This is a genomic window from Nostoc sp. LEGE 12454, from assembly GCF_056620565.1.
The window spans coordinates 48,100-73,811 of the sequence record NZ_JBWQXL010000019.1 but is presented as its reverse complement, the minus strand read 5'-3'; the positions used below and the strand labels follow the sequence as shown (position 1 = coordinate 73,811).

The window sequence follows — 25,712 nt, the reverse complement described above, 5'->3', positions numbered from 1 at the left end:
TATGACTAAGTTTATCTTTGTTACTGGAGGCGTAGTTTCCAGTATTGGTAAGGGCATTGTAGCAGCAAGTTTAGGGCGTTTGCTCAAGTCGCGCGAATATTCGGTGTCGATTCTCAAACTCGACCCTTATATCAATATCGATCCTGGCACGATGAGTCCCTTTCAGCATGGGGAAGTATTCGTTACCCAAGATGGTGCGGAGACAGATTTGGACTTGGGGCATTACGAACGCTTTACCGATACTTCGATGTCGCGCTTAAATTGTGTGACTACTGGCTCGATTTACCAGGCAGTCATCAATAAAGAACGGCGCGGAGATTACAATGGCGGTACTGTACAGGTAATTCCTCATATTACCAATGAAATTAAAGAGCGGATTCTGCGAGTTGCTAAAAGTACAAACCCTTCTGTAGTAATTACAGAAATCGGCGGGACGGTGGGAGATATTGAATCACTGCCGTTTTTGGAAGCAATTCGCCAGTTCCGTAAAGAAGTGGGACGGCAGAATGTGCTGTATATGCACGTAACACTGGTGCCGTGGATTGCCTCTGCGGGTGAAATGAAAACTAAGCCAACACAGCATTCAGTTAAAGAACTGAGATCCATTGGTATCCAACCAGATATTTTAGTTTGTCGGAGCGATCGCCCTTTACCCAAGGGATTAAAGCAGAAATTGTCGGGATCTTGCGATGTACCGGAAGAATGCGTCATCACTTCCCAAGATGCCAAAAGTATCTATGAAGTACCGCTGAATCTAGAACGGGAAGGAATGGCAGAACAAGTGCTGAACTTGCTGCAAATGGAACAACGTAAACCAGATTTGACGCAGTGGCAAACCCTGGTACAACGTTTACATAGTCCCAAGCACGAGGTAGAAATTGCCATTGTTGGTAAATATGTGCAGTTAAGTGATGCCTATTTATCTGTAGTGGAAGCGTTGAACCATGCTGCAATCTCCACTTATGGCAAACTGCGTCTGCGTTGGATAAATTCAGAAAATTTGGAAACGGAATCAGCCGAAAATTATCTTGAAGGTGTCGATGGCATAGTTGTACCAGGAGGTTTCGGGGTTCGGGGAGTCGATGGCAAAATTGCCGCCATTAAATACGCCCGCGATCGCCAAATTCCCTTCTTGGGTTTATGCCTGGGTATGCAATGTTCTGTGATTGAATGGGCCAGAAACGTAGGGGGATTAACAGATGCCAATAGTGCTGAATTTGACCCTTATACAATCGATCCGGTAATAAATTTATTGCCAGAACAGCAGGAAGTTGTGGATTTAGGGGGTACAATGCGCTTAGGGCTATACCCTTGTCGTGTTCTCCCTGATACTTTAGCTTTTAAGCTCTATCAAGAAGATGTGATTTATGAACGACATCGACATCGGTATGAGTTCAACAATGCTTACCGCGATTTGTTGTTAAAGTCTGGCTATGTAATTAGTGGTACTTCTCCCGATGGACGTTTAGTTGAAATTGTGGAATTAACCAAGCACCCATTCTTTCTTGCTTGCCAATTTCATCCAGAATTTCAATCACGCCCCAGTACACCTCATCCTTTATTTAAAGGATTCATTCAAACAGCGATCGCTCTTTCCCTTTCGACATCTAGCACACCAACACCATTGGAGGTGTCATAACAATTCAAAATTCAAAATGACGCTCTCTACGAGACGCTGCGCGAACGCGGACTCGCTAACGCTGCGCTAACAAAATTCAAAATTAATTGCAACATTAACTTAAGACTTCAGTATATTTGGACATCCAGGGTGCATCATTCGTAAATTTCGGACTTGAGGAGATGTTGTGGCGTACTGGGTGAAAATCCTTTACGAGAGGAAAGAATATGTAGTAAATTTTGAACGTGTCCATGCTTTTTGTTATGAACTGAATGGCAGAGTTACTTTTTGGCTACCCGATAGTGCCATTCCCATAATAATTAACCCACAAAATAACCTGGAAGATTATCAAAAAATTCTCGATTATTTAGAATGTGTGACAGGATTAGAATTAGAGCGTGCCCACTGGGTAAAAATAATTTACGAAAAAAATGAATATGTCATTAATCTCAACTGCATCAGTTCCTTTTGTCATGAACCGAACGGCAGGATAACTTTTTGGTTGCCAGATGGCACTATTCCTATTATCATCAACCCTGTGAGTAATCCTGAATCTTATGAAAAAGTTGTGAAATACGTTCAAAAAGCAACAGGATATTCTTTGTCATGAAATTTATGTGTAGCAGAACAAAGTAACAATAAAGTTCAAAAACAGATATATTATCTTCCCAGTATTAAAAATCGTTTGTGGAAGTTTCTGCTCAATTAGCCTAGTTATTGAATCATCTTTTTTGTAGAGTTATCTAATAAAAAAATTATCACTTTAGTGGTAAGGTGCTAATTATAAAATTGCGTATAGCTCACTGCCATTCATCAAAAATTTGTTTTATCCGCTCAATTGCCGTGTCTGCTGCTTCTTCTGGAGATATGCTATTGACAACTATTCCATTGAGAGCCTTACCCCAAATATTCTCTTCTAAAACTAGGCTGTAAGCAGGGTTTTGAACAATATAAAATGGGCGAGTATCTTTAGTTAGTGTTTGAGTTGCAGTGAAAAGATGAGGATCTGCTGGATTTGTCCAAAAAGGATCTTTCCAAACAGACTTCATTACTGGTAGATACCGACCTCCGGTAGCTTTGAGATAGTTTCCTATGATCTCAGGTTTAATTAAATACGCGAGAAAGTCTTTAGCTACCTTCTGGTTTTTAGACTCGGCAAACAAAACTATTTCATTAATCGAGACTAAGAAGCGCATCGGTTTACCATTAGGTTTGTTCGGAAATTCTAGGATACCAAGCTTGTTACGATAGGTGTCAGAATCTTGGCGGACAGCAGCAGAAATCGAGAGTGAACTGTTAGGCGTCATAACCACGCCACGATTGAGCAAGCTGCGATTATTGTCTGGATTTAACCAGTTTACTGCCTCTGGTGGTACGTAGCCCTGCTGGAAAAATTTCGCATACCACTCTAAGCTTTCAACAATACCTTGATGCACCTTAGGATCGTTGAGCATAAGTTGACCCTTGGAGTCTAAAATTTGGACATTGTATGCCTCTAAAATCTGCTCAAACAAGTAGTAGGTATCTGTAGATCCAGTGGAGAAAGGAAAGCCTAACCCGTAAATATTCTGTTTTTGCTGTGCGCGCAAATCGTCCTGGACTTGTTTCCAAAACTCCCAGAAAGCATCCCACTCTTTAGGGATATCATTTTGAGTTCGACCTACTTTCTCTAGTAAGTCTCGCCAGTAGAAGATGTGAATTGTTAATTGATTAATTGGGACTGCATAGTAACTCGGCTTCTTGTCAACGTTGTTATATAAACGAACTGCTTCCAACACACCTTCAGAATAAATACTTTTGACTGGCTCAATTACATCAGAGACATCTGCCAATTTACCTTCCCAGGCAAGACGTGGATACAGCTCCCTCTCAGCACTGCTATTTATGACGAGATCGGGTGAATTACCTGCCTGAAGTGCCCTTTGAGTCTTTTGTGGTAACTCATCATTAGTATAGAAAGTAAGTTTAATTTTGTTGCCGCTTTGCTGTTCCCAGTTACTAATAATCTTCTGGAGCGCTTCATCCTCTTCCAAGGTATAACCTTTATCTGACCAAATCTTCAGGACTTTACTGTTAATAGGAGAACTGGTGACTGAGGATTGGTTAGATTTTAAGATATTAATGCAGGCAAGAATTATCAAGCTGAGTATCAATGCCACGAGTACGTAGCGATGGCTAGCTCTTATTAGCATTACAGTAAAAGTTTGCTTGACTCTTTGCTGATTCTTCAAGCCTTTAGCCATTGGACTGGCTTTGGTTCTGAATAACATGCTCATTTTATGATTTTTGCCAGAAAAACATCTTTACTGCATCTTCTGACATTACATAGCGCTTATTCAAGCTTAAATAGTTGCTTTTCACTCACTTTTTACCATCAGTCAGAATTGTTAAGTAAGTGGGCAAGAATAAATTAAACTATGTTACCTAATGTAAAACTAATTAAACTATCTCTTAGAGGTTGTTTGAAAAGTGTTTCGCTGTGACTTTAGGCACTTTTAGATCCCCCCTAACCCCCCTTAAAAAGGGGGGAACCGGAATCAAAGTCCCCCTTTTTAAGGGGGATTTAGGGGGATCTAAAATTTTTGATACCGACAAGAGGACTTTTCAAACATCCTCTTAGTTAGATCTGAATTTTTCTTCTAATTTGTAAAGACAGATGTCTCTAGTTGGGGTTGTTTGAACCCTAATTTAAAATCTTGAATAGTTTTGCCATGCCAACTTTGCTGCACCTACTATCCCTGCAAAATTGCCTAACTCCGCTGGCAATATTTGTAAACCCTCTCGTGATAAAGGCTGCACTCGCTTCTCAATTTCTGCCTTCACACTTGGTAAGAAAAACTTAAAGCTACCACTGATACCGCCACCAATCACGATCGCTTGTGGTGTGAGTACATAAATTAAACTCGTCAAACCAATTCCCAAATTAATACCATATTCTTGCCAAAAAGTCAATGCTGCGGCATCTCCTTGTTGGGCAAGAAAACCCAATTCGATGGGTTCCTTAAGAGTGCGACGGCGAATTGCAGTAGCACAGGCATATTGTTCGAAAGAGCCTCGATTGCCACTATTACAAATTGGGCCATCAGGATTTAAGGAAATTAAACCCAATTCCCCGGCGGCTCCTTGATGTCCAATAAATAGTTTGCCATCAAGGATAATTGCGCCACCAACCCCAGTTCCTAAAGTTAGCAGAATCAGATTTTGAAAGTGGCGACCGGCTCCCAGCCAAGCTTCTCCCAAAAGAGCGCAATTAGCATCATTAGCGATCGCAGTCGGTTTGCCAGTTTTAGCTTCTAACCAGTCTGCTAAAGGCACATCGATCCATCCAGGTAAGTTAATGGCGATTTTGGCAATGCGTCCTGCGGCATCGGATGGGCCAGGAGTACCAACACCAATGGCAACAGCTTGATTATCTGGATCAATTTGAGCGATCGCATCTACCAACACCGCCAACACTGCTTCCGGCGTTGTTGGTTGAGGAGATACCACAGTCAAAGATTGCAGACAAGTACCATCATCTGCAAAACGCCCCAGCTTAATTGCTGTTCCCCCGACATCAATGCCAATTACTTGAATTTTGTCATTTGTCATTTGTCATTTGTCATTTGTAATTGGGTATGAGGCATTGAGCATTGGTAATTGGTGAACAGTTATCACCCATTGCCTATTCCCTATCATCGAGTTCAAAATCAACAATTCGTCAGGGTTTTAGGATTTGGCACGAAAATATTCTAAATTTTCTGTCCTATTGGGTGCGACTCGTAAATTAGCAACAGTCATAGTACGAACACTAGATTGCTCTTGCCAAGCCGTGATTGGCGCACCTCTTAAGATACCAGCAAGAGCAAAGGAAAGGATAAACCCGCCAGTAGCGGCAGCAATTAACGTTAGATTATCTTTCATACAAATCTCTGTATTGTTTATTTGTCATTTGTCTTTTGTCATTTGTCTAAAATTAATGACCAATGACCAATGACTAATGACTATTGTCGGATTCTATTTTCTCTCCGTAATCGGGGATTGACAAATTCATTTAACCCCTCACCAAGTAGTGATAACCCTACCACCATAAATGTCATCGTTAAACCAGGGAAAAGTGTAGTCCACCAAATCCCAGTAGGTAGAGCTTCTAGGGCTTGTTTTAAATCATGTCCCCATTCTGCCACTTCTTCGGGAAGTCCTAGCCCCAAAAAACCCAAACCGCCCAACACCAAAATCGCATCAGCGGCGTTGAGTGTAAATAGAACGGGTACGCTTTGAATGACGTTGAAAAACAGATAACGAGAAAGCACAACCCAAGTGGAAGCGCCCATTGCTTGAGCAGCTTCGATGAACACTTCGGTTTTCACGCTCACGGTGTGGTTGCGGACAACGCGATAATATTGGGGGATGTAGGCAATGCTAATAGCGATCGCTGCATTCAATATCCCACGCCCCACCACAAACGCCAGTGTCACAGACAGCAGTAGCCCTGGTAGAGTGTAGATGCTATCCATAATAAATAGCAGCACCTTATCCAACTTGCCGCCGAGATAACCACTCAGCATCCCCAAAGGCACACCGATAATCATACTCAGCGCCGTTGCCAAAATCACCACCTGCAAAGCAGCTTGAGCGCCGAACAATGTTCGGGAGAACACATCATAGCCGAGGCGACTAGTACCAAACCAATGTTTAGCTGAGGGTGGCTCGTGAATTGGATTAGAGAGAAAATCTTTCGGGTTTTGCAGCCATCCCCAAGCCTGCAATACCGGAGCGAAAAATGCCAGGAAGATGAAAAATAGGGTAATGGCTAACCCGATGAGCATGAGTTTTTGGGAAAGATTGAGACTTTTGCCAAACTGCAAAAATGTCGGTAGTCGCCGTTTTGTAATGGCCATAAAGCGATCGCCTGGAGCAAAGCTTGATACGCTGACCATTTTACATATTAGATAGGGGATTGCGTAAACATCCTGAATAAAAGTCCGACTACCTCACACTGGATACAGAGCTAGACTGAGTTAGAGGTGAAATTATGCCTGATTTTTGCCAAAGCTTTTAACTACGATTCAGAGTACTACTATATTCGCCATCGTCTTTATCAACAAATCAGTCATCTTGATGATGCAGCCTTTGATTTTTTGGCTCTTCAGTATTTTAACTGTTGTCTTAGCTGTTAATACATATTTAATATGTAGCACAATATTTTCTATTATCTTAGTCATTGTGAAACCTCTTCTACAGACTTACTTAGAACAAGAAATCTGGATACTGGTAAGAGATAAGTGGTATTTCGCCACAATTATCGGAGTTTGGGATGATTTATTGTGCTTTAAACATAGAACTTACAACAAAGATACAGAAGAAGATACTTTCTGGGAAATGGTTGTGAAAATCAGCGAAGTAATTGCTATTGATAAAATTAGGTCTATTATTAGTAGAAAACCAGAGATGCTTATTTCACGGCTATTAGAAACTGAGCAAGATACAAGCGATCGCCATCAAGATAAGGAATATTAATTAGCTCAATTTTGGATTTATGCTCGTCCTTTGCACCTGTCTCAAGATGCAAAGGATGAGCAGTGAAGTTGTCCGCTTTCTGTCTTTTTGCTTATCTTATCATCACTAAAACTTGATATCCTAAGTACACGGCTTCTTGTATAGAATGGGTAATTAAGGCTCTCACTTAAGCGAACTATAGCAATCCGATTTGATTTTTGAAAAAATCTAAATATAGCTAGGGTGCGTTACGCTTCGTTAACGCACCCTAACTATACTTAAAACATCAAATATCAGTCCTATATGGCGGGTATTGGGCAGAGTCTTCCTTGTCTCCAATACCCACTATCTCAAAGATTACTTTCAATCAACTGGCGGTATTCGCTCTTTTGCTTCACACCTTTGACTTCCTTCACCAGTTCCTTGTTTTTGAACAATTGAACCGTTGGCGTTCCTGTCACACCAGCATTTTCAGCAATATCTCGGTCTTTGTCGATGTCAATTTCCACAAAGTGAATTTTGCTGTCAAATTCATCCACCACTTTATTTAAAATCGGCTTCAGAGTATGACAAGGGCCGCAACCAGGAGAGACGTATTTAACAAGGAGTAAGCGATCGCTTTCATGGAACAATTTCCGTAAAGCATAACCTCCCTCATGGCGTGTCCCATCCAAATTAAATCCAGCTTCTTCCTCGGCTTCAGTCTTTTTAGCTGGCTGATGTTCTAATTCATTAACGGCTGTTTCTGGCTGTTGATGGAATTCTTGAATCAAGCCACTGGATGATAACCAGCGTTCTGCCAACATCGCCGCCATACAGCCAGTACCCGCAGCCGTAATTGCTTGCCGAAACTCATGATCTTGTACGTCGCCAGCTGCAAAAACGCCCTCTACACTGGTTTCCACAGAACCGGGCTTAGTGACAACGTAACCTACCTCATCCAGTTCCAGTTGCCCCTTAAATAGAGAGGTGTTGGGACTGTGACCAACAGCATAGAATAAACCCTTAGCGTGCAGTTTGCTCTCTTCACCAGTTTTCGTATTGCGGACTTTCACCCCTTCCATGTGACCATTACCGAAGATATCCACGGCTTCTGTGTTCCAATGCACCTGGATTTTCGGGTTGTTCAAAACGCGGTCTTGCATGGCTTTAGAAGCCCGCATTTTATCAGTGCGTACCAACATATTTACCTTAGAACCGTATTTGGTGAGGTAAATAGACTCTTCCGCCGCCGAGTCGCCAGCACCAATCACAGCCAATTCTGCACCGTGGAAAATTGGTGTTGCACCATCGCAAATTGCACAAGCGGAAATACCCCGACTCCAAAATTCATGTTCGCTGGGTAAGCCCAAACGCTTTGCTGTTGCACCCGTAGCAATGACAATGCTGTTGGTTTTTATTTCCCTCTCTTGCGATCGCACTGTAAAGGGACGCTGACTCAAGTCAACTGAGATAACATCTTCAGTATATAGTTCAGCCCCCCAGCGTTCCGCCTGCGCCTTCATTTGATCCATCAGTTCCGGCCCGGTAATTCCTTGGGGAAATCCCGGAAAATTCTCAACTTCGGTGGTTGTCATTAGTTGTCCACCAGGTAATCCCCCGGCTTGGAAACCTTCAAATACAACGGGTTTCAGGTTAGCACGTCCCGCATATATGGCGGCTGTGTACCCTGCTGGGCCAGAACCGATAATTACTAAGTTTTCTACAGTTGGGTTAGTCATGCAAATATATGAACTCATAACGACTACGCTTAATATAGCATAACAAACTGTGATTGGCTACGCCAGATGGTAAGCGATCGCAAGTTAGAAAAATCGGGAATACAGAGACAGCGCTCAGATGTTGCCGCTTGATGCGCGAGGAGTATTTATGATAGCTATAAGAGTATTTGCTGTCGTGTTATGTCTTTTACTATTACAGACTTAGAGCAGCTACAAACCGAGCATCCAGAATGGCAGATGGAGTTGGTAGAAGGGAAAATCATAGTTATGGGGCCATCAGATTACGAGTCAGAGGAAATTGGCGCTCGTTTAATTACCTTCTTGAATAACTGGGTAATGTCGCGCAAACTAGGGCGTATAACTGGTTCTAGCGCAGGATTTATCCTACCGAATATAGAAGAAGATGACTCGGAAAAAAGAAACTTGCGTGCCCCTGACGTGTCTTTTGTTCGGGCTGATCGGCTGAAGAAGACCAAGCGCGACTTTGTAGAGTTGGTTCCAGACTTGATCGTTGAGATTAAATCTAAAAGTGACAGAATCAAACCGCTTGAAGAGAAGATTCAGCTATTCTTGCAACTTGGGTCTACAGTCGGTATATTGATTGACCCTGACAAATTGACAGTAACGGTTTATCGAATAAACCAAACTCCAGTGGTGATGCAGAATAACGACATCCTCACCCTACCAGACTTGCTCCCAGATTGGGAACTTGCGGTATCAGAGTTGTGGCCACCTGAGTTTGAATAAGGCGCTTCCATAATCGAAGTTGAGAATCTAGCTCTTAGTCAACATCAGTGACTTAGTGATGTTTGTGCCATTTGGGATGCCAGGATTCTGGATTGTGTAATTGTAATTCCCCAAACTTTTTTTCTGAAGGTGATAGGAAAGCGATCGCAGCTGGGTAAGTTACATCTAGAACACCCAAGCACTTCCTACCCCAGGAAAACACTTATGAAAACCGAATTAAAAGCCAAGTTTCTCCAACACATCCTCAACAAAAAGAATGAAAATGAGGGTTTTACACTTATTGAATTACTAGTAGTAATTATCATCATCGGTATTTTGTCTGCGATCGCTCTACCTTCTTTCTTGAACCAAGCTAACAAAGCCAAGCAGTCAGAAGCAAAAACTTACGTGGGTTCTATGAACCGCGCTCAACAAGCTTATTACTTAGAAAATAGTACGTTTACAACTTCAATTGGTAGTTTAGGCCTTGGTATTGCAACACAAACCGTAAATTACAAATATGACGCTGTTAATGCAGACGCGAGTACAGTAAACAACCGAGGAATAGTAATAGCTGCCAGTGGGAAGGCGCCTCTCAAAGCCTATATTGGTGCTGTAGAGGTGACAACCCAACAAGCTACCAGTGAAGCTACTACCGTAGCTGCTTTATGTGAGTCTAAAGACGCTATGGTTAACAATGGTACAAATGCAGATGCTGCTAGTGGAGCAGCTATTACTTACAGTGCTGGAGCACCTAGTTGTACCAGCAACTTCATCTCTTTGGCTAAGTAATAAACCAGGGACAAATAGTATATAAATTGTCTCTCGACTATATATTTCCAAAGTGGGTAGATGCTTCTATCCACTTTATTTTCATTGTGCAACTTGTTCAAAAGTATATTCCTCATAAAATTTTCTCAAAGAATTATAATGATTACTGATATATGTAATTGGCAAAATCAAGCTGAACAATACTTCATTCAAGAAAAATATTCACAAGCAGCAGAGTTATACGAACAAGCAATAGCAATAGAACCAAATACTATCTCTTATTATTGGCATTTAGGGTTACTACTGCTATTACAAGGGCAAGAAACAGAAGCTCAAATGACTTGGATGCTGCCAATAACAGAGGCAGATGAAGATCAGTTACCAATTTGGATAAATGAACTATTTCAATTTTTACAAATAGAAGCTGAAAGACGCGAAATGCTGGCAGAATATTCTCTAGCTTGGCTAATTCGCCAGCATATACGAGAAATTAATCCTGGCGATCTAAATAATTTACTTCAAATCCTTATATTTTCTATCAAATTAGAAAAGTTTGAAGAAATTGATAATTTGAATGATTGGGGATTAATTGAAAGCTTAAATGCAAAAGAAAATATAGAAATCAATACCGAATTATTAATCCAATTTTTGAAAGAATTTTTAAATACTGTTCCATTACATCCAATTAATCTAAATTTAATAGAAGCTAGCCTTCCTTATTTCTCTAATACTCATCAATGTTTCTCTCTACTGCTCCCTGCTGCTATCCAAATTTGTCATACTTTGCGACAGCCTGTATTAGCATCATCTCTGCTAGAATTGCATTTACGATTGGAGCCAAATAATGTAGAAGTTTTGCGGCACTTAGCGATTTTTTATCAAGACGCTCGTAATTATTCTCAAGGAATAGAGACAGCTAGATTATGTTATTCCTTATCGGAGAGCTTGGCCGATAAAATTTTTGCACTTCATTTGCTGTTAAGGGGTCTAATGACAGCCGGGGGATATTGGCAAGAAATATGTACAACTTGTCAAGAATTAGAAACTGTATTTCAACAGTTTATTAAAGCTGAACGTATTCCTTTAGAAGAAGGAAGAATCTTACGGTTGCTTACGCCATCTTTTGCGATACCTCACATTAAAGATGCTCCTGCGGATTTCCGGGCTATTCATAATCGGGTAGCTGAAGTTTTTAGCTTTTATATTAAAGCTCTTGCCCAATCAGAAAGAAAAATTTATTGTCATAAAAATAGCAATAATAAAAAAATATACGGAGCTACGAAAAAATTAAAAATTGGTTATGTATCTTACGCTTTAAGGAATCATTCTGTTGGTTGGCTAGCTCGCTGGCTATTTAAGCATCATGACCGAGATAAATTTGATATTCATACTTATTTTGTTAACTACACATTAGTAAATGACTATCTCCAAGAGTGGTATCTAGGTCAGGCAGGAAAAGCTCGTCAATTAGGTATGAATGGTCTAGAAATTGCTGACCAGATATATCAAGATGAAATTGATATTTTAATTGACCTTGATAGTATCACTCTAGATATTACCAGTGAAGTTATGGCACTCAAGCCAGCCCCGATTCAAGTTACTTGGCTGGGATGGGATGCATCAGGCATTCCTGCAATTGATTACTTTATCGCAGATCCTTATGTACTACCAAATGATGCCCAAAATTACTATACGGAAAAAATCTGGCGATTACCTCAAACTTACATAGCAGTAGATGGTTTTGAAGTTGGTGTACCAACTCTCCGCCGCGATGACTTGGATATTCCTATGGATGCCGTTGTCTATCTCAGCGCCCAAAGAGGATATAAGCGCCATCCAGAAACGACAAGGTGGCAAATGCAAATTATTAAACAAGTACCTAACAGCTACTTTTTGATAAAAGGGCCCGCTGAGGAGGAAACAATTAAACGCTTCTTTTATCAAATTGCCGAAGAAGAAGGTGTAGATTGTTCTCGGTTACGATTTTTACCACAAGTTTATTTAGAGTCAGTTCATCGTGCTAATTTAGGCATTGCTGATATTGTATTAGATACATTTCCCTACAACGGAGCGACAACAACCTTAGAAACATTGTGGATGGGTATCCCTTTAGTGACAAGAGTTGGTGAACAATTTGCAGCGCGTAACAGCTACACCATGATGGTGAATGCGGGTATTACAGAAGGTATTGCCTGGACTGATGAAGAGTATATAGAATGGGGTGTGCGCTTAGGGAAGGATGAGGCTTTACGTCAGCAAGTCGCTCTGAAGCTAAAAGCATCGCGGCAAACAGCACCGTTGTGGAATGGCAAACAGTTTACCCGTGAGATGGAAAAGGCTTACGAGCAGATGTGGCAAAGGTATATTGATGGGAAATAAGCTCGTAGTGAGGGTTTTAACCCTCAAATTCAATATTAATAAGAGCTAGTACAATGTCTAAGCTAGTAATGAAAAGTTTGTAGTAAGCACTTCAGTACTTAGAAAATAAGGACTAAAGTCCTTACTATCAACATTAAAAATTATCCCAATCTTTGCCATAATCTTGAACTGGATACTGAGTCCAACAATCACGCAGCCATTGCCGTCCACAAGCTTGTAAATACCAGTGAACACTACTTTCAACCCAGTCGTAAGGAGATTTTACTAAACCGTGTTTAACTGGGTTGTAATGAATATAGTTAACAGTTGTATAGTAATGTCTTTCCGAATGAATAGCGCGATCGCTCCAACGATACCAAATTTTTCTTTTAGTTACATTGTCTTCTATATTCCACTGGCGAGAAACCGCACCATGTATTCTGCGAAATAAGTCACCTAATACATCAAAATTTTCCGCATAAACCAGTAAATGATAGTGATTAGGCAAAATAACCCAAGCACATATTCTTAAGTTTGTAGTGAGCGCTGAAGCGCTCTTCTCTTCATTTGCACTTACACCAAACCTATCAAAAATCATATCTAGCAGTTGCTGACGACGAGATTCAGTGTGTATATGACACTGATGCTCGTAACAAGCTGCTGTTAAAAGATAAAATTGCTTATCTTGTACAGGATGTGGTGGAGAGTGGGGTGGATAACCTTGGCTTAAGCGATATTTAACTAGTTCAGCTTTTTGTTCTGTTGTGAGTTTGCGATACTCATACATGTATTTTTAAGCACTAAAGTGCTTACTACAAACAATTCAAAAGTTCGTAGTGGGGACTTTAGTCCTCCTCCTTTGAAATGATAAATTTAAGCACTGAAGTGCTTACTACAAACTTATTTATAAAAGGCTTCTTAAGATGCGCTCAAGCTATCTACATCGCAGAATGGGAGATTTTCTGCTTTCGCTTGTGCGATCGCAGATTGATTATCTGTTGCTAAAGCAATTCGAGTATGAATTCTAGGCAAAAGAGTTTTCCATTGTGTATCAGTCATCTTACTAAGCAGAGAAATTTCTGGCCCCTCAGTTATATCTACATCTTCTGCCATGAGCAGATTCATAGTCAAAGACGATAAAAGCATATCGGCTTCTTCTTCAGAAATATTTTGAGTATAAATTAGGAGAGTTATGTGGGTTTTATCTGGGTGAATAGTCAAAATAGAAATGACACTTGCTAAATCTTGATATAGTACGTCTTCTGACTCTAACCAGTCTGGAAAGATAATTAAGTTAATATCTTTTAAATTGAGTTGATCTTTGAGAGCGATCGCTTGATATTTATAGAAGAGTTCTTGAAAGAGTTCTCCCATTTGAGCAGAGTGAGAGCGGCTATCAAGAAAAATTGGATTTTGGTGCATTTTCTGCTTGATTTGCTCCGATTTTTGCTGACGCAATTCAGAGTTAATTCCGAGAGCAACAGCTAACTCAATGTAAGCTTTTTCACTATTTGTAATTAAATCAAATATTTGGATTTCTCGTAAAAGTGACGCTCCCTTCCGAGAACGGGAGGGTTCTGTTTCCATAACTACTGTTGGTAAACTTACTTCCAATGGGTCTATAAGTGAAGTTATACCAGAGTAAGGATAGGAATCTAAGTAGATGTCACAAAGTTTCAAACGTTCTTTAACATCAGCACGGTTTGGTGCTGGATCAAGAACGAGCAATCTATCTTCACTTAGACCATACTTAGCAAAAGTAGTGATTATACGCTTCCGAAAAGCTATACAAGGGTAGGAAGATGACCAATTTGGATTAAATGGATAAAGTAAGAGTACAGAATTAGGAACGCTAGCAATTATCTTTGCCCAGGTTACTTCTTGCTCTGGAATTATTTTGTAGTAATTAGCTCCTGAAACATAAACTATAGCAGTTTTTTCAATTCCTAGACTTTCTCTACTAATAGCATCTGTGGCAAGTATTTGCTCTTCCGTTGCAAAATCAAAACATTGGGGAGGACTGTTTAATGTAATTAGCTGTTCCGTATAATGTTCTTGAGCATTATCTCCAGTTTCAGAAAGTTTACTTGAAATATAGTAATCTATATAAGGCATACCAGTGGTTACAGGAGAATTAGCATCAACAATCTGGATTCTAGCTAGCCTATATAAGGAAAGCAAGGTAATTTGATGAGTAACTGCGGTAATATTGGTAGAAATGAACAGAATATCTAAGTCAGATTCTCGAATAGTTTCTACTTGATTTATTAGGTTAGTTGGAAGTTGAATAAAAGCATCTGCATGACCCATACAATATCGTTCTAAACGATGATTGCTCACATTTAATGTAAAGAGAACTACTTCAAATAAATCTCTATTTAAATGTTTATATAGTGACAAAGTAGCAAAAGTTTCTGTCTGCGGCCCAAAATGGCTAGCAAGAATACCTACTTTAATTTTGACTCGTTCATCCAAGCGTTCTGGGAATTCGTATTCAATATTTTGATTAAATTCTTGTAAGTATGATTTCATGATATCTGCACGTTTTGTGTAGATATCTTTCAAATTTAATTCATTAAAATACAAGGAAATGAAATTTGCTGTATATGTAAAATATTCAGCAATATCTTGCCAAAATTTAGACTCAGAGTTACTGATTATGTTTTTATGGAGATAATTAATTAAATTCTCCATATATTGATAGTAATTATTTGCCTCTCCTATCTCCTGAAAATAAAGGGGAGGTTTAAAAGTAAATTTGAGATAGTCATTAAGTAACCAGCTAGGAATTTCAGTTAGATCGTACACTAAGGGTAACTGGTGAGGACGGCAGTACAGCATTGCTACCAGAAGATACTGAATAGCATTTTGTTCATTAAATCCCTTCGCAATTCTTGCTAATACATCATTTACAAAGCTTTCTTCAGCCTCTGTTATCGATTCATTCTGAATATCACTATTTAACAATGCTTGATAAGCCTCACCAAATTTGCTCAGATATAGTCTTTCAAGTGAATTTTTCTCCTTATGTATCAGTGATTTAGCAATCTGCATTCTCAATAAACGTAGTTCCTCTAATACAGATATGTTTGAATCTTCTTGTTGGTATATTGTTACTAAACTAATTAAATTATTCCTTAAATCATAATTATGTATAAACTCTTTAACATTACATTCTTCTATTAATGCATTGAATTTATTTCCTTGTTCGAGAAGTTGTTGGTATTTTTCTAGCGCCTGTTTATTTTCATTATCCAAACTAATTCTTGCACTAATGCGAGGTAGCAAAGCTGCCCATTGAATATCAGCTAAATTTCCTAACAAGGAGATTTCTAACCCTTCAGTAATATCTATATCTTCTTGCATTAGCAAATTCATAGTAACACCAGAAACTAAAATTGCAGCCTCTTCGCTAGCAATGTAACTTGTGTCGATAATTAGTGTTGTCTTTTGACTGTCTGAATAAGTTGCTAAGGTTTTAATTACTATTTCTAAATCTAAGCTAATTAAATCTTCTGGTTGTGACCAATCTGGAAAAACAATTAAATTAATTTCTTTAAGATTTAAATGTAGAATAGTGCCCTTAATTAAGATAGCACTTACAGTATTCGCCATTGTTGACCAGGAGAACTTTTTCGCTTGTGCCAAACCTGCGGTAATTAATGAGTTGCGAACACTATACTTTTGCACCTCACAGAGTGCATTTGCTAGTGCATTGACATCATCATCATTCACATAGATCGCTGCTTCTCCTGCTACTTCTGGTATTGAAGCATTAGCACAAGTGATTACAGGGCAACCACAAGCCATTGCCTCTACTATAGGCAAACCAAAACCTTCATATTTGGAAGGATAAGCCAGTGCTACTGCACCAGAATAAGCAGTGGCTAACTCCCGATCGCTTAGTTGGAGAATATGAACAATACTGCCTAATGTGTAGCTTCTAAACTCAGGTGCTAATGTACCTCTATTTCCTGTACAAATAATATCAAAGCCAGAACTGCTAGCAAGCTGAGAAAAAGCCTGAAAGAACAAAATACTATTTTTATAATTGTTTTCAACACCTACTAACATAAAGTATGGTTTTGTAATACCATATTTTGTTTTAAAATTGTTAATATCTTGAATTCTTGCTGGTGAAAAAGTACTTTCAACTCCACAATGAGCTACTGTTATTGACTCTCTATTTATTTCAGGAAAACAGCTTATCAAGTCACATGCCGTATGTTCTGAAATAGCTATATATTGAGATGCATTTTGAATAGCCTGATGTTTTTCTCGCCACATAGGACTATTAATATCCCATCCCATGACTTCTGGAATCATGTCGTAAGCGATGAAAACAGAAGGTGTTGTAATGGGTGTTGTGTAGTAAGAAGAAATAAATACCTCTGCACCCTCTTCATCACACACTTGCTGTAGCATTTGCCGATCAGCAGAAATGTTGTCATAGTCGTAAGCGGGAATTGCGTGATAACGAATACCATTAATTTTGGGCGCAGTATTGGCTCTATCTAAGACTAGAATATGATTAGCAAAATCACTATTTGACCATTGTTCTAGCAGACTTCGCCAAACTCTAGCAATTCCTGTGCTATTGATCTGGAAAAAGACACCATCAATTAAAATATTACGAAGAGGTAAAGTTTTTGCTTTTTCTTTAGCTAATTCGTAAACTTTGATAGTTTCTTTAACATATTTATCCCAAGTAAATTTTTTAGCCTGTTCAACAGATTTATTAGCTAAATTTTCTCGATATTCGGGTTCACAATATAGCTTAAATATGGCATCACAAAGCCCTATTGTATCATGAGGATCAAGCATAATTCCGGCATCTTCAACCACTTCAGGTAAGGAAGAAGTGTTAGAGGTTATTACTGGAGTTCCACATTGCATAGCTTCTAGTGGTGGTAAGCCAAAACCTTCATATAAAGATACATACATGAATGCTAATGCCCCTGAATACAGAGGAGCTAAATCTTCATCGGGAAGAAAACCAGTAATAATAATTCTATTTTCTAATTCTTTAGCTCTATCTACTTCCGCAAAAATTTCTTCATATTGCCATCCTTTTGTACCTATTAATACTAAATTAAGATCATCAATATGCTGTTTTTTAATTAACGTCAAAAAAGAACGGATAACATGAACTATATTTTTTCTTGGCTCTAGGGTTGATAAAGTTAGGAGATAAGGTTGGTCTGGGATTTTATATTTTTGTTTCGTTTTGATAATTAATTCTCGATCATCACAAGGATAAAATTTTTCTTGATCGGCAGCTAAATGTGTAACAAATACTTGCTTTTCATCAAGATTTAGTTGATACTTGCAAATATCTTGTTTTGTTGATTCGGAAATACAGCACACAAAATCATTTTTATCTATTTGATCTATAGCATTTATGACGAGATGCTGTGAATTATCAGTAAAATACTCTGGAAAAAGAATAGGGATTAAATCACAAACTGTGACAATTCTTATAGCAAAGTAAATATTATTAGGCAATGGATAATGTGTAGATTGATAAATATCTATATTTTGATACTTCAGTTCTGACAAGTGAAGTAAAGGAAGATTTTTACATTCAAAGTTTTGATTTATATAAGTTTGGCAAGCATCAAATACCTCAGGAATACTTGTACATAAATAAATATTATATTGAGGATATTTTATTAGTCCTTTTAAAAGATACTCTGTTACTCTAAAAACTCCTGTTTTGGCAGTTTCAAATAGAGTTCCTAAACCTAGTACAGCAATATCTAAGGCTATTTTTATTTGCCCTCCAGATAAACAATCTTGTTTATTCAAAGGTTGATCTATTGTTTTTATTTCTATAGAATTAGGCGTAATTAATTTTCCAATTTCTGTACCCAGGTTATCTGGATTACTTACTTGTATTATCCACTCTAATCTTTGTTTATCGAGCAATCTATAATCTATATAATCATCTAAGGCATTAACAGGAAAAGAGAAATATTTTGCTAATTCACTTGACTCTTCAGATATATAATAATCATTAATGCCATCAAAGAAAACCTTCTGATAACCTTTTCCTCTTAAAAAAACAGGAATATTATTTTCACAGCGAACATTTGTACCTGGCAATGTAGTTTCTATTACTAATATTGTTGGTCTAAATATGTCCCAGTTACCACCTAAAATAACTTTCTCTTCTACTCCTTCCACATCAATTTTAAGAAAATCAATTTTTTGATTAGCATATTTTTTACATATTTCTGCCAAAGTTTTAACAGCAACGGTATATTGAGAAACATTTAAACCTTTTTTATTAGCAATTTCATAAGCTATTTCTTTATTTAAAGTAGAATTTCCAGGTTGTCCTATTACTTGAAAGAAATCTAAATATCCTTCTGAATTACTTAGTGCAATATTCAGATTAATATCTCTTGGACGCTCTTGTTCAAATAATTTATAGCAGTCTTGTATTGGTTCTATATTTATTCCTGACCATCCAACATCATAAAAAGCTTTGGTTACTGAACAAAAAGCTGGATGCAAAGCTCCGACATCAATATAAAATCCTTTTATTTTATTTTTAAATACTCTATGGAGTAAAACATCTTCAAAATTCTGGGCATAGGAAATAAATGTCATATTTTTTCACTTCGCTTCTATAAATGTTTAACAATTTAATCTAGCAAGGATAATTTTGCTTAGCTTGTATAATTAGACAATATCAATTAATTCTTTGGGGCTATTGATCTAGCGATCGCCATTTAATTCTTTTTTTCCTCTTGCTTCTTAATCTTCTCTAATACAACTTTGTAATCTTGCCGATCGGGGCGTAACTTCACTAGCTTCTCCAAAAGTCCCATCGCACCTTTCGTATCCTTCAATTGCAACCGCAGCACAGACAATTTCTCTAAAGCAAGTTGGTTTTCTGGTTCCCGTTGTAAAACCAACTCGTAGCCCCGCGCTTGTTGCTGTAATCCTGGCTCAGCAGAAGCAGACGCAGTTGCTGGCTTAGGTTGGGTAGCCTGTTGGATTACCGGAATTACTGCAAATACCGTAGAACCAAAAAACGAGAACATCGACACTATCGTGACAATCTTTTGTCGCCGCTGAATCTGCTTTTTGCGGGTAATTAGGTATTCTTCGTCTGAACTAGCCATACCTCATATACTTGCTGCGGTAAACACTTAGGTATCAGCAAGCCTCCGTTCTGAGGATACCCATCTGCTCAACAGAAACTAACATCCGCGCTAAAAATTTTTTACACAAACTTCAAATGCTGACTCTGAAGACGAGAGAACCTTATGGTAAGCCTATGCTGTACTGCCAATTTTGCCATGCCTAGTTTACCGCCGTAGGCATCGCTCCTATACCTCAAAGCAAAACCCTACTCTGTGCCCTAACAAGTCTTATTCTCTGAGCAAAACATAAAAATTATATAAAGATTTACAATTATTTCGCCTAAAGCCAGATGTTTGCGATAATCTAAATAACATTTAAATCAACAGAAAGAGTAGACATCTCTACTCAATTGCAAATTTCCCTGTCAGTCAAAAACTTTCAAACTAGCTCGTATCCTATAGCTACTTCAACAAGCAAGCATATTTTTCCTAATTTAAGCAAACAGAATTTTCCTAGTAGCCCTCAGTCACGCTACTTAGTGGAACTTCCCTAAGGACTAATTATTCTGCTCGGCGTCCACAATATATATCTTACGAAAGGTAGTGTTGCACTGTTGCGGAAAAAAGGTAGACGTAAAGAGGAAAAACAAAAAAGGCAAAAGTTAAAGGAAAAAAGGTAAACATAAACATCCCTTACTCCTTCTCCCAAACCTTTTGTCTGACTTCTGCGAAAAGTTAAAGGACTGCTTGGTAAAATTAGGATTTTCTGGTGGTAATTACCGTACAAAACCGAATTTACCAGTAACTTAGTAGAGTTGGTTATGGTATAGTTAAAAAGTTAAGACTAGCTTTACCAAATTAAACCACTCTACGGGCCGGCAACAATTGCAGAATGGGAAGCAGTTTTAATTAAGCATTTACCCACAAAATCAGAATTCAATCGAGGTTATGACTCAGCAAGTGATTCACCCAATGGTGAAATTGCAGCGCAACGTGCAATCACTCATAGAATCGAATATTATCAAGCCAAGCGATAGCATCTGGAAAATCGCTCTGCTCTATGGTAATGAATGGCAGCACTGGAAACAAGAACTGCTTGACTTTGGCTTTAGTATGCAAGACCCAGTTAGTGAATTGCTAGCTGTAGAAACTTGGGATGAGGAATAAGAAATGGGGAATAGGGATGGGAATTTTTAATATTCACCACTCCCCAGACGCGATTAATCGCGTCTCTACACACTCCCGATTCTCTAAACTTTACAGGCAGCTAAAGCCGCAGCCAATTCCTTTGCATTTTGATAGCGATCGCGTGGCAATGGTTCCGTAACCCGATCGATGGCATCTCTTAATTGGGAACTAATGGTGGGAACTTTTGCCACATCAAACCTGAAGTTTCGCCCTCGTTGGCGGTAATACTTGAACGGGTTTTCGCCTGTGAGCAAAAAAATCAGTGTTGGCCCAATTGCATACAAATCAGATTGAGTCAAAGGTTGTCCTCGTTCTTGTTCGGGAGCGCAGTAACCTTCTGCACCAATTCGAGTACCGGGCGCTGTGCCAATTTCTTTAACTGCGCCAAAATCTAGCACCACGATGCGATTTTCTGAACTTCGCACCATTAAATTGGCGGGTTTGATATCGCGGTGAATCAGTGGAGGCTCTTGGCTATGAAGATAGTCCAAAATATCACAGGTTTGGATCATCCAAGCGATCGCTTGGTTTGGTGTTACTGGACCGGTGGTATAGACGCGTTTCTCCAAATCTTGTCCGTGGATTAGTTCCATTGCCAAGTATTTTTTTCCGCTTTCTACAAAGAAGTCATAATACTTGGGAATTCCAGGATGGTTAAGAGATTTGAGAGTGTGCGCCTCTCGCTCAAATAACTCTTGAGCTTTGACAATTTTCAGCATATCAGCATTCATTTGCTTCAACACCAGCAGTTGTGGCACACCCGCAATCAGACCAGCCTCATCCCAAGCCAGATAGGTAGTACCCATACCTCCTTGTCCGAGAGTTCGCAACACCTGATAATGGCGAATTCTCTGTTGGACTGAGAGAGGTTGACCGCAGTGGATGCAAAACAGATTGTTTGGGGAGTTGCCTTCGTGCGTGCAAGTGGAAGATAAATTTGCCAGATTTCTTGCTGAGTAAAGTGTCTCAGCGGCGTTTTCTTCTGTGCCTTGTATTTGTTGCTGCGATCGCAAACCAGTTTCCAGTACTGTTACCTCCTGAATTTGGAATTGCAGTATTGGGCCTCCTTGTGCTAATTGCAAAAGGGAATTATCTGGTAACGGACTCTGAATTACAAGGATACCGTTGAGAAAAGTCCCATTTGTACCCTGACTAATCAGCTGCCAAGCATCGCCATTGCTAGCGTCACCGACTTTTCTAAGTTCTAGATGATGCCGCGAAACTAAACTATCAGTTAAAACAACGTGATTATCTGCCGCTCGACCAATCCGAATTATGGAGGAGTTCTCAAAGCTCCACTGCTGGAGGGGCGTTTTCTGTTGCGGTTCTAACAGGGTCAGACTAACCACAATACAACCTACAAGGTAAATGGATTAGAGAATGGGGCATTGGGCATTGGACATTGGGCATTGGGTACAAGAGGCAAAAGTGCGTAGGTGCAAAGAGGAAAAATTTACTGCAACTTCTCCTCTGCTCCCCTGCTCCCCTGCTCCTTTGCTTCTTCCCCATGCCCTATTCTTTATGCCCATTTATGATTAACTTTCTAGATTTGGACGTACTTTTGCCCGAATAAGTATACCAGTAATATTGTCGTGACCGTTGTGTTGATTTGCCAAATCAATTAAATCTGTAACACCCCGTTCTAAGTTAGCAGCAGAACTAAGTAAGGGTTCTAAGTGAGTCCGCCAATGGGTTTCTAGTAAATCATTGTCTGATAGACCGTCCGATGCCAACAGCAGAAGAGTGTCTTCGTTGATGTCGAAAAAGCCTACGTCGGGATTAATCGAGTTTTCATCACGAGGCCCCAAGGCTTGGGTGAGTTGGTAAGCATCTGGACGGGCGTAAGCTATGCTTGCTTCCACTCCTCGATTAATTTCCCGTTGCCCAACTTCGTGATCTACTGTGATTTGTTCTAGTCCCTGCTTGCGTGTCAGGCGATAGAGACGGCTATCTCCCACATGAGCAACAGCTGCTTGAGTATCTTGAATTAAAAGCATTACTAAAGTTGTACCCATACGCCCAACTCCAGAACGGGCATCTTGTTGATTGAGCTTGTAAATCGCCTCATTAGCTAAATACACTGCCTCACGAATGCTATCTTCTGTTGGCAGCTGGTTGGCAATCCAGTGTTCTTGAAAGTATTCCCGTAGGGTGTTGACTGCTAACTCGCTGGCTATCTCGCCGCCAGCATGTCCACCCATACCATCACAAAGAATATACAAACCATGCCCTTCTAAGACCCGACTTTTGGGTAACTCCAGTTTCTGAATTTTGGTTTCAACGCCAAAGTAGTCTTCGTTATGATGACGTTGACGCCCCACATCTGTGCGTCCTGCATCTTCTAAGCTACTTAACTGCATCGCCAGCACAACAGTTGGCATATCATCAGTTTTACTAATGATATCTTCTGACTCATCTGATTGCGGGGTAGTGGACACAGCAGTATTTTTCTCCTTTATTGGGGGCAAAGTTGCGTTTCCTAGTGCTTCCAGTTCAACAGAGATCTCCTCCAAACGCGATCGCAATTGGGCGATCGTCTGAATCTTACCTAACTCTAAATCCCCCAACATTTGGACTACAGAGCCAAATTGAGTCCGTTGCGATTGTCTAAATAGTGCTTGCCAAACCCGTCCCAAAGCTTGGATAGTTAACGGCTCCTCTGGAATGGCAGATGCTTGGCGAGGGGCATCTTCTGGCGACTCTGTGGCGGGCTGAGAATTCGGTGATTCCACATACAACCTTTGTAGTGCCAACGTTTGGTCTTCATCCAATCGCAAATTCGACAAATCTAACAGGCTTTGACGACAATTTATCGGTTCCAATACTGCCCAAAGTTGGGTCATTTCATAACACCAGTGTAAAATTTTTAACGAACTGGTTGTTTCTTCTTGCCACAGGTCGAGTAAATACTGCCAATCCGAGCGGTTTTCGATTATTAATACCTGTATATCACCTTGCTGCCATGCGTCGTGAATCGACGGTATCCCCGGCTCACCTTGGGATTGTAAAGCAATATAAAGTTTAGCAAGGCGAGGAATCTCACTTGCTTCCACTGATGGTGTGAGCAAATCTGATTCCTGACTGTCTAGGATTGCCTCAATTGGTGATATTTGATACGGCTGGCAGTCTAGAACTCTCGCACCCACATCAGTAATAATGGCAGTTTCCGTTTGAGCGGGTAGCGCATCTAACAATTGATAGCGCTCTTGGGAGTCTAAATAGGAGCCTAATGTAATTTGAGAACTAGGCGATAAAGGAGATGAGGAGGGTATTGCTTGTTCATCTCCCTCACCTCCCACATCTCCGACATCCCCTTCTACTCTCAAAGCTTCCCCAGTTGTTTCTTTAGCAATAATTGCCCAAAACACTGTTCCACATTCTGTGTCACAGTTATGACAACGTAATGCATTCACAGGTACATCATCTGTACTGCATTCAGGACAGACCTTGTGAGTCAGGGACGTGCCACAGTTTTGACAGAATTTGTTGCTATTGGGGTTTTCAAATTTACACTGGGGGCAAATCAGCATAGTGGAAGTTCCTTTATTCCCGTTCGTTCCAAGGTGCTTCTAGCCACTAACATCCAAGGTGCCACAATTGGCTGTCCCTGACTACAGTAGATTGTAGTTTATCAATGAATTTTGGTGGCAGTATTAATTGTGACTCATATTAGATAAATATTTCATATATTGGCAGCTAATTCCTTGGAAATGGGGCATGGGGAAGAAGCAGGGGAGCAGGGGAGCAGGGGAGCAGGGGAGTAAGGGAGTAAGGGAGAAGTTGTAGTAAGTCTTTCCCCTCTGCCCCTCTGCCCCTCTGCCCTCTTGTGCCCAATGCCCAATTATCAAGAGTCTGGCAATTGTGGAGGTTCAGCGTCAAACCATTTTTGATAAATTTGCTTGTAAGTGCCATTGGATAACAAAGTTGCTAAACCTTTGTTAATTGCATCCAAATGCGGTGAATCCTTGGGCGTAGCAATCCCGTAGTATTCTTCAGTGAGCAAATCCGCAACAACTCTAATGCCTTTGAGTTTGCCATTTTTAATCGCATACAAAGTAGCGAAAGCATCGCTAACCACAGCATCAACGTTGCCATTGAGTAAGTCTTGAAAAAATTCTGGGCCAGAATTAAAAGTACTAATTTTGGCGTTGGGGATGGTTTTGGCAAAATCTGCCCCAGTGGAACCAATTTGGACAGCAATTTTTTTACCTTTGAGACTTTTAAAGTCTTTAATATTTTGATTGTCTTCGCGGACAGCGATCGCAAGTCCGGCTTTAAAATAAGGTTGTGAAAAAGCAATTGTTTTCAGGCGTTCGGCGGTAATTGTGATTCCACTAATTGCTGCATCAACTCTTTTAGCTTGCAAGGTCGAAATCATCCCATCAAAGGGCAGACTTTCAAACTGGATTGCAAAACCTGCTACTTTAGCGATGCCTGCGGCGGGCGATGCCAACGCATTCATCAAATCAATATCAAAGCCTTCCAAGTTCCCGCTAGCTGTTTGAAACTCAAAAGGGACAAAGGTGGGGTCTGTGGCCACCTTGAGAATTTTAACATCTGGGTTAGTAGTGGGATATAAACTCTGACAGGCAATAATCAGTAGTAGGCAGCCTAAGCTTAGAATTAGCTGCTGCCACTTGAAGTTAATTAATTTCACCATAGTAATTTTGTTCTAGCAATCAATTTTTACGATACTTGTCAAGATGTTATAAGAAAGAATACATACGTATGACTTTTTGCTAATTGCCTTTGTGTGTG

The 25,712-nt window shown here is 39.8% G+C and carries 20 protein-coding genes; 8 read left to right on the top strand and 12 right to left on the bottom strand.

Going from position 1 to position 25,712, the window contains the following annotated elements; all coding sequences use genetic code 11:
- Position 1 precedes the first annotated feature (1 nt).
- Together AC1F2U_RS20120 and AC1F2U_RS20115 are read left to right on the top strand one after the other, a co-directional pair.
- A complete protein-coding gene (locus tag AC1F2U_RS20120; protein WP_480262689.1) occupies positions 2 to 1,639 on the top strand; it encodes a CTP synthase in 1,638 nt (545 codons plus the stop codon).
- A 166-nt stretch (positions 1,640 to 1,805) separates the two neighbouring features.
- Complete coding sequence (locus AC1F2U_RS20115; RefSeq protein ID WP_322670423.1) at positions 1,806 to 2,228, top strand: hypothetical protein; 423 nt, start codon at positions 1,806 to 1,808, stop codon at positions 2,226 to 2,228.
- A gap of 190 nt (positions 2,229 to 2,418) precedes the next feature.
- On the opposite strand, the gene AC1F2U_RS20110 is transcribed toward AC1F2U_RS20115, so the two are convergent.
- The 4 genes from AC1F2U_RS20110 to AC1F2U_RS20095 form a co-directional block, all read right to left on the bottom strand.
- Positions 2,419 to 3,894 carry a sugar ABC transporter substrate-binding protein gene (locus AC1F2U_RS20110; protein WP_480262688.1) on the bottom strand — a complete coding sequence of 492 codons (1,476 nt, stop codon included), beginning with the start codon at positions 3,892 to 3,894 and terminating at the stop codon, positions 2,419 to 2,421.
- Between the two features lie 412 nt (positions 3,895 to 4,306).
- Entirely contained in the window at positions 4,307 to 5,209 is a 903-nt protein-coding gene (locus tag AC1F2U_RS20105; protein WP_480262687.1) for an ROK family protein, read from the bottom strand.
- Positions 5,210 to 5,326: 117 nt separating this feature from the next.
- Positions 5,327 to 5,521, bottom strand: coding sequence for a hypothetical protein (locus tag AC1F2U_RS20100; RefSeq protein WP_194043825.1), 195 nt, complete (start codon positions 5,519 to 5,521; stop codon positions 5,327 to 5,329).
- 80 nt (positions 5,522 to 5,601) lie between these two features.
- On the bottom strand, positions 5,602 to 6,498 hold the full coding sequence (locus AC1F2U_RS20095; protein ID WP_292726601.1) for an ABC transporter permease: 897 nt from the start codon (positions 6,496 to 6,498) through the stop codon (positions 5,602 to 5,604).
- Positions 6,499 to 6,823: 325 nt separating this feature from the next.
- On the opposite strand from AC1F2U_RS20095, the gene AC1F2U_RS20090 reads away from it, so the two are divergent.
- Positions 6,824 to 7,117 carry a hypothetical protein gene (locus AC1F2U_RS20090; protein WP_480262686.1) on the top strand — a complete coding sequence of 98 codons (294 nt, stop codon included), beginning with the start codon at positions 6,824 to 6,826 and terminating at the stop codon, positions 7,115 to 7,117.
- Positions 7,118 to 7,446: 329 nt separating this feature from the next.
- Here the strand turns inward: AC1F2U_RS20090 and trxB are convergent, their stop codons facing one another.
- Entirely contained in the window at positions 7,447 to 8,817 is a 1,371-nt protein-coding gene (gene trxB, locus AC1F2U_RS20085) for a thioredoxin-disulfide reductase (RefSeq protein ID WP_480262685.1), read from the bottom strand.
- Between the two features lie 180 nt (positions 8,818 to 8,997).
- Here trxB and AC1F2U_RS20080 point away from each other — a divergent pair, with 180 nt between their 5' ends.
- Entirely contained in the window at positions 8,998 to 9,564 is a 567-nt protein-coding gene (locus AC1F2U_RS20080) for a Uma2 family endonuclease (protein ID WP_480262684.1), read from the top strand.
- Positions 9,565 to 9,616: 52 nt separating this feature from the next.
- On the opposite strand, the gene AC1F2U_RS20075 is transcribed toward AC1F2U_RS20080, so the two are convergent.
- Positions 9,617 to 9,742: a hypothetical protein gene (locus AC1F2U_RS20075; RefSeq protein WP_480262683.1), complete on the bottom strand. Its 126-nt coding sequence runs from the start codon at positions 9,740 to 9,742 to the stop codon at positions 9,617 to 9,619.
- Positions 9,743 to 9,768: 26 nt separating this feature from the next.
- Here AC1F2U_RS20075 and AC1F2U_RS20070 point away from each other — a divergent pair, with 26 nt between their 5' ends.
- Positions 9,769 to 10,335: a type IV pilin-like G/H family protein gene (locus tag AC1F2U_RS20070; protein WP_480262682.1), complete on the top strand. Its 567-nt coding sequence runs from the start codon at positions 9,769 to 9,771 to the stop codon at positions 10,333 to 10,335.
- A gap of 138 nt (positions 10,336 to 10,473) precedes the next feature.
- Positions 10,474 to 12,693 carry an O-linked N-acetylglucosamine transferase, SPINDLY family protein gene (locus AC1F2U_RS20065; RefSeq protein WP_480262681.1) on the top strand — a complete coding sequence of 740 codons (2,220 nt, stop codon included), beginning with the start codon at positions 10,474 to 10,476 and terminating at the stop codon, positions 12,691 to 12,693.
- A 133-nt stretch (positions 12,694 to 12,826) separates the two neighbouring features.
- On the opposite strand, the gene AC1F2U_RS20060 is transcribed toward AC1F2U_RS20065, so the two are convergent.
- From AC1F2U_RS20060 to AC1F2U_RS20050, 3 genes are all read right to left on the bottom strand, one after another.
- The gene (locus AC1F2U_RS20060; RefSeq protein ID WP_480262680.1) at positions 12,827 to 13,459 is read right to left on the bottom strand and encodes a transposase; all 633 of its coding nucleotides are present in this window, start codon (positions 13,457 to 13,459) and stop codon (positions 12,827 to 12,829) included.
- Between the two features lie 131 nt (positions 13,460 to 13,590).
- Positions 13,591 to 19,287 carry an FkbM family methyltransferase gene (locus tag AC1F2U_RS20055; RefSeq protein ID WP_480262679.1) on the bottom strand — a complete coding sequence of 1,899 codons (5,697 nt, stop codon included), beginning with the start codon at positions 19,285 to 19,287 and terminating at the stop codon, positions 13,591 to 13,593.
- Positions 19,288 to 19,409: 122 nt separating this feature from the next.
- Complete coding sequence (locus tag AC1F2U_RS20050; RefSeq protein ID WP_480262678.1) at positions 19,410 to 19,805, bottom strand: tetratricopeptide repeat protein; 396 nt, start codon at positions 19,803 to 19,805, stop codon at positions 19,410 to 19,412.
- Between the two features lie 909 nt (positions 19,806 to 20,714).
- On the opposite strand from AC1F2U_RS20050, the gene AC1F2U_RS20045 reads away from it, so the two are divergent.
- Positions 20,715 to 20,933 (top strand): DUF4327 family protein, encoded by a 219-nt coding sequence (locus tag AC1F2U_RS20045; RefSeq protein ID WP_012407469.1) that lies wholly within the window; start codon positions 20,715 to 20,717, stop codon positions 20,931 to 20,933.
- A gap of 83 nt (positions 20,934 to 21,016) precedes the next feature.
- Here AC1F2U_RS20045 and AC1F2U_RS20040 read toward each other — a convergent pair whose 3' ends face one another.
- Entirely contained in the window at positions 21,017 to 22,303 is a 1,287-nt protein-coding gene (locus AC1F2U_RS20040) for a protein kinase domain-containing protein (RefSeq protein ID WP_480262677.1), read from the bottom strand.
- Positions 22,304 to 22,489: 186 nt separating this feature from the next.
- Positions 22,490 to 24,478, bottom strand: a complete 1,989-nt coding sequence (locus tag AC1F2U_RS20035) for a serine/threonine phosphatase (RefSeq protein ID WP_480262728.1) — start codon at positions 24,476 to 24,478, stop codon at positions 22,490 to 22,492.
- Here AC1F2U_RS20035 and AC1F2U_RS20030 point away from each other — a divergent pair.
- Positions 24,404 to 24,565 (top strand): hypothetical protein, encoded by a 162-nt coding sequence (locus AC1F2U_RS20030; RefSeq protein WP_480262732.1) that lies wholly within the window; start codon positions 24,404 to 24,406, stop codon positions 24,563 to 24,565. The two genes, AC1F2U_RS20035 and AC1F2U_RS20030, sit on opposite strands and share 75 nt — an antisense overlap.
- 233 nt (positions 24,566 to 24,798) lie before the next feature.
- Here the strand turns inward: AC1F2U_RS20030 and AC1F2U_RS20025 are convergent, their stop codons facing one another.
- Entirely contained in the window at positions 24,799 to 25,614 is an 816-nt protein-coding gene (locus tag AC1F2U_RS20025) for a basic amino acid ABC transporter substrate-binding protein (protein ID WP_480262676.1), read from the bottom strand.
- Positions 25,615 to 25,712: the final 98 nt, after the last annotated feature.

What these genes read in the sequence shown, in the direction of transcription:
- AC1F2U_RS20105 (WP_480262687.1), bottom strand. Translation starts at nt 5,209, where the DNA reads ATGACAAATGACAAAATTCAAGTAATTGGCATTGATGTCGGGGGAACA.
- AC1F2U_RS20065 (WP_480262681.1), top strand. Translation starts at nt 10,474, where the DNA reads ATGATTACTGATATATGTAATTGGCAAAATCAAGCTGAACAATACTTC.
- AC1F2U_RS20045 (WP_012407469.1), top strand. Translation starts at nt 20,715, where the DNA reads ATGACTCAGCAAGTGATTCACCCAATGGTGAAATTGCAGCGCAACGTG.
- AC1F2U_RS20070 (WP_480262682.1), top strand. Translation starts at nt 9,769, where the DNA reads ATGAAAACCGAATTAAAAGCCAAGTTTCTCCAACACATCCTCAACAAA.
- AC1F2U_RS20050 (WP_480262678.1), bottom strand. Translation starts at nt 19,805, where the DNA reads ATGGCTAGTTCAGACGAAGAATACCTAATTACCCGCAAAAAGCAGATT.
- AC1F2U_RS20025 (WP_480262676.1), bottom strand. Translation starts at nt 25,614, where the DNA reads ATGGTGAAATTAATTAACTTCAAGTGGCAGCAGCTAATTCTAAGCTTA.
- trxB (WP_480262685.1), bottom strand. Translation starts at nt 8,817, where the DNA reads ATGACTAACCCAACTGTAGAAAACTTAGTAATTATCGGTTCTGGCCCA.
- AC1F2U_RS20110 (WP_480262688.1), bottom strand. Translation starts at nt 3,894, where the DNA reads ATGAGCATGTTATTCAGAACCAAAGCCAGTCCAATGGCTAAAGGCTTG.
- AC1F2U_RS20060 (WP_480262680.1), bottom strand. Translation starts at nt 13,459, where the DNA reads ATGTATGAGTATCGCAAACTCACAACAGAACAAAAAGCTGAACTAGTT.
- AC1F2U_RS20055 (WP_480262679.1), bottom strand. Translation starts at nt 19,287, where the DNA reads ATGACATTTATTTCCTATGCCCAGAATTTTGAAGATGTTTTACTCCAT.
- AC1F2U_RS20095 (WP_292726601.1), bottom strand. Translation starts at nt 6,498, where the DNA reads ATGGCCATTACAAAACGGCGACTACCGACATTTTTGCAGTTTGGCAAA.
- AC1F2U_RS20100 (WP_194043825.1), bottom strand. Translation starts at nt 5,521, where the DNA reads ATGAAAGATAATCTAACGTTAATTGCTGCCGCTACTGGCGGGTTTATC.
- AC1F2U_RS20080 (WP_480262684.1), top strand. Translation starts at nt 8,998, where the DNA reads ATGTCTTTTACTATTACAGACTTAGAGCAGCTACAAACCGAGCATCCA.
- AC1F2U_RS20120 (WP_480262689.1), top strand. Translation starts at nt 2, where the DNA reads ATGACTAAGTTTATCTTTGTTACTGGAGGCGTAGTTTCCAGTATTGGT.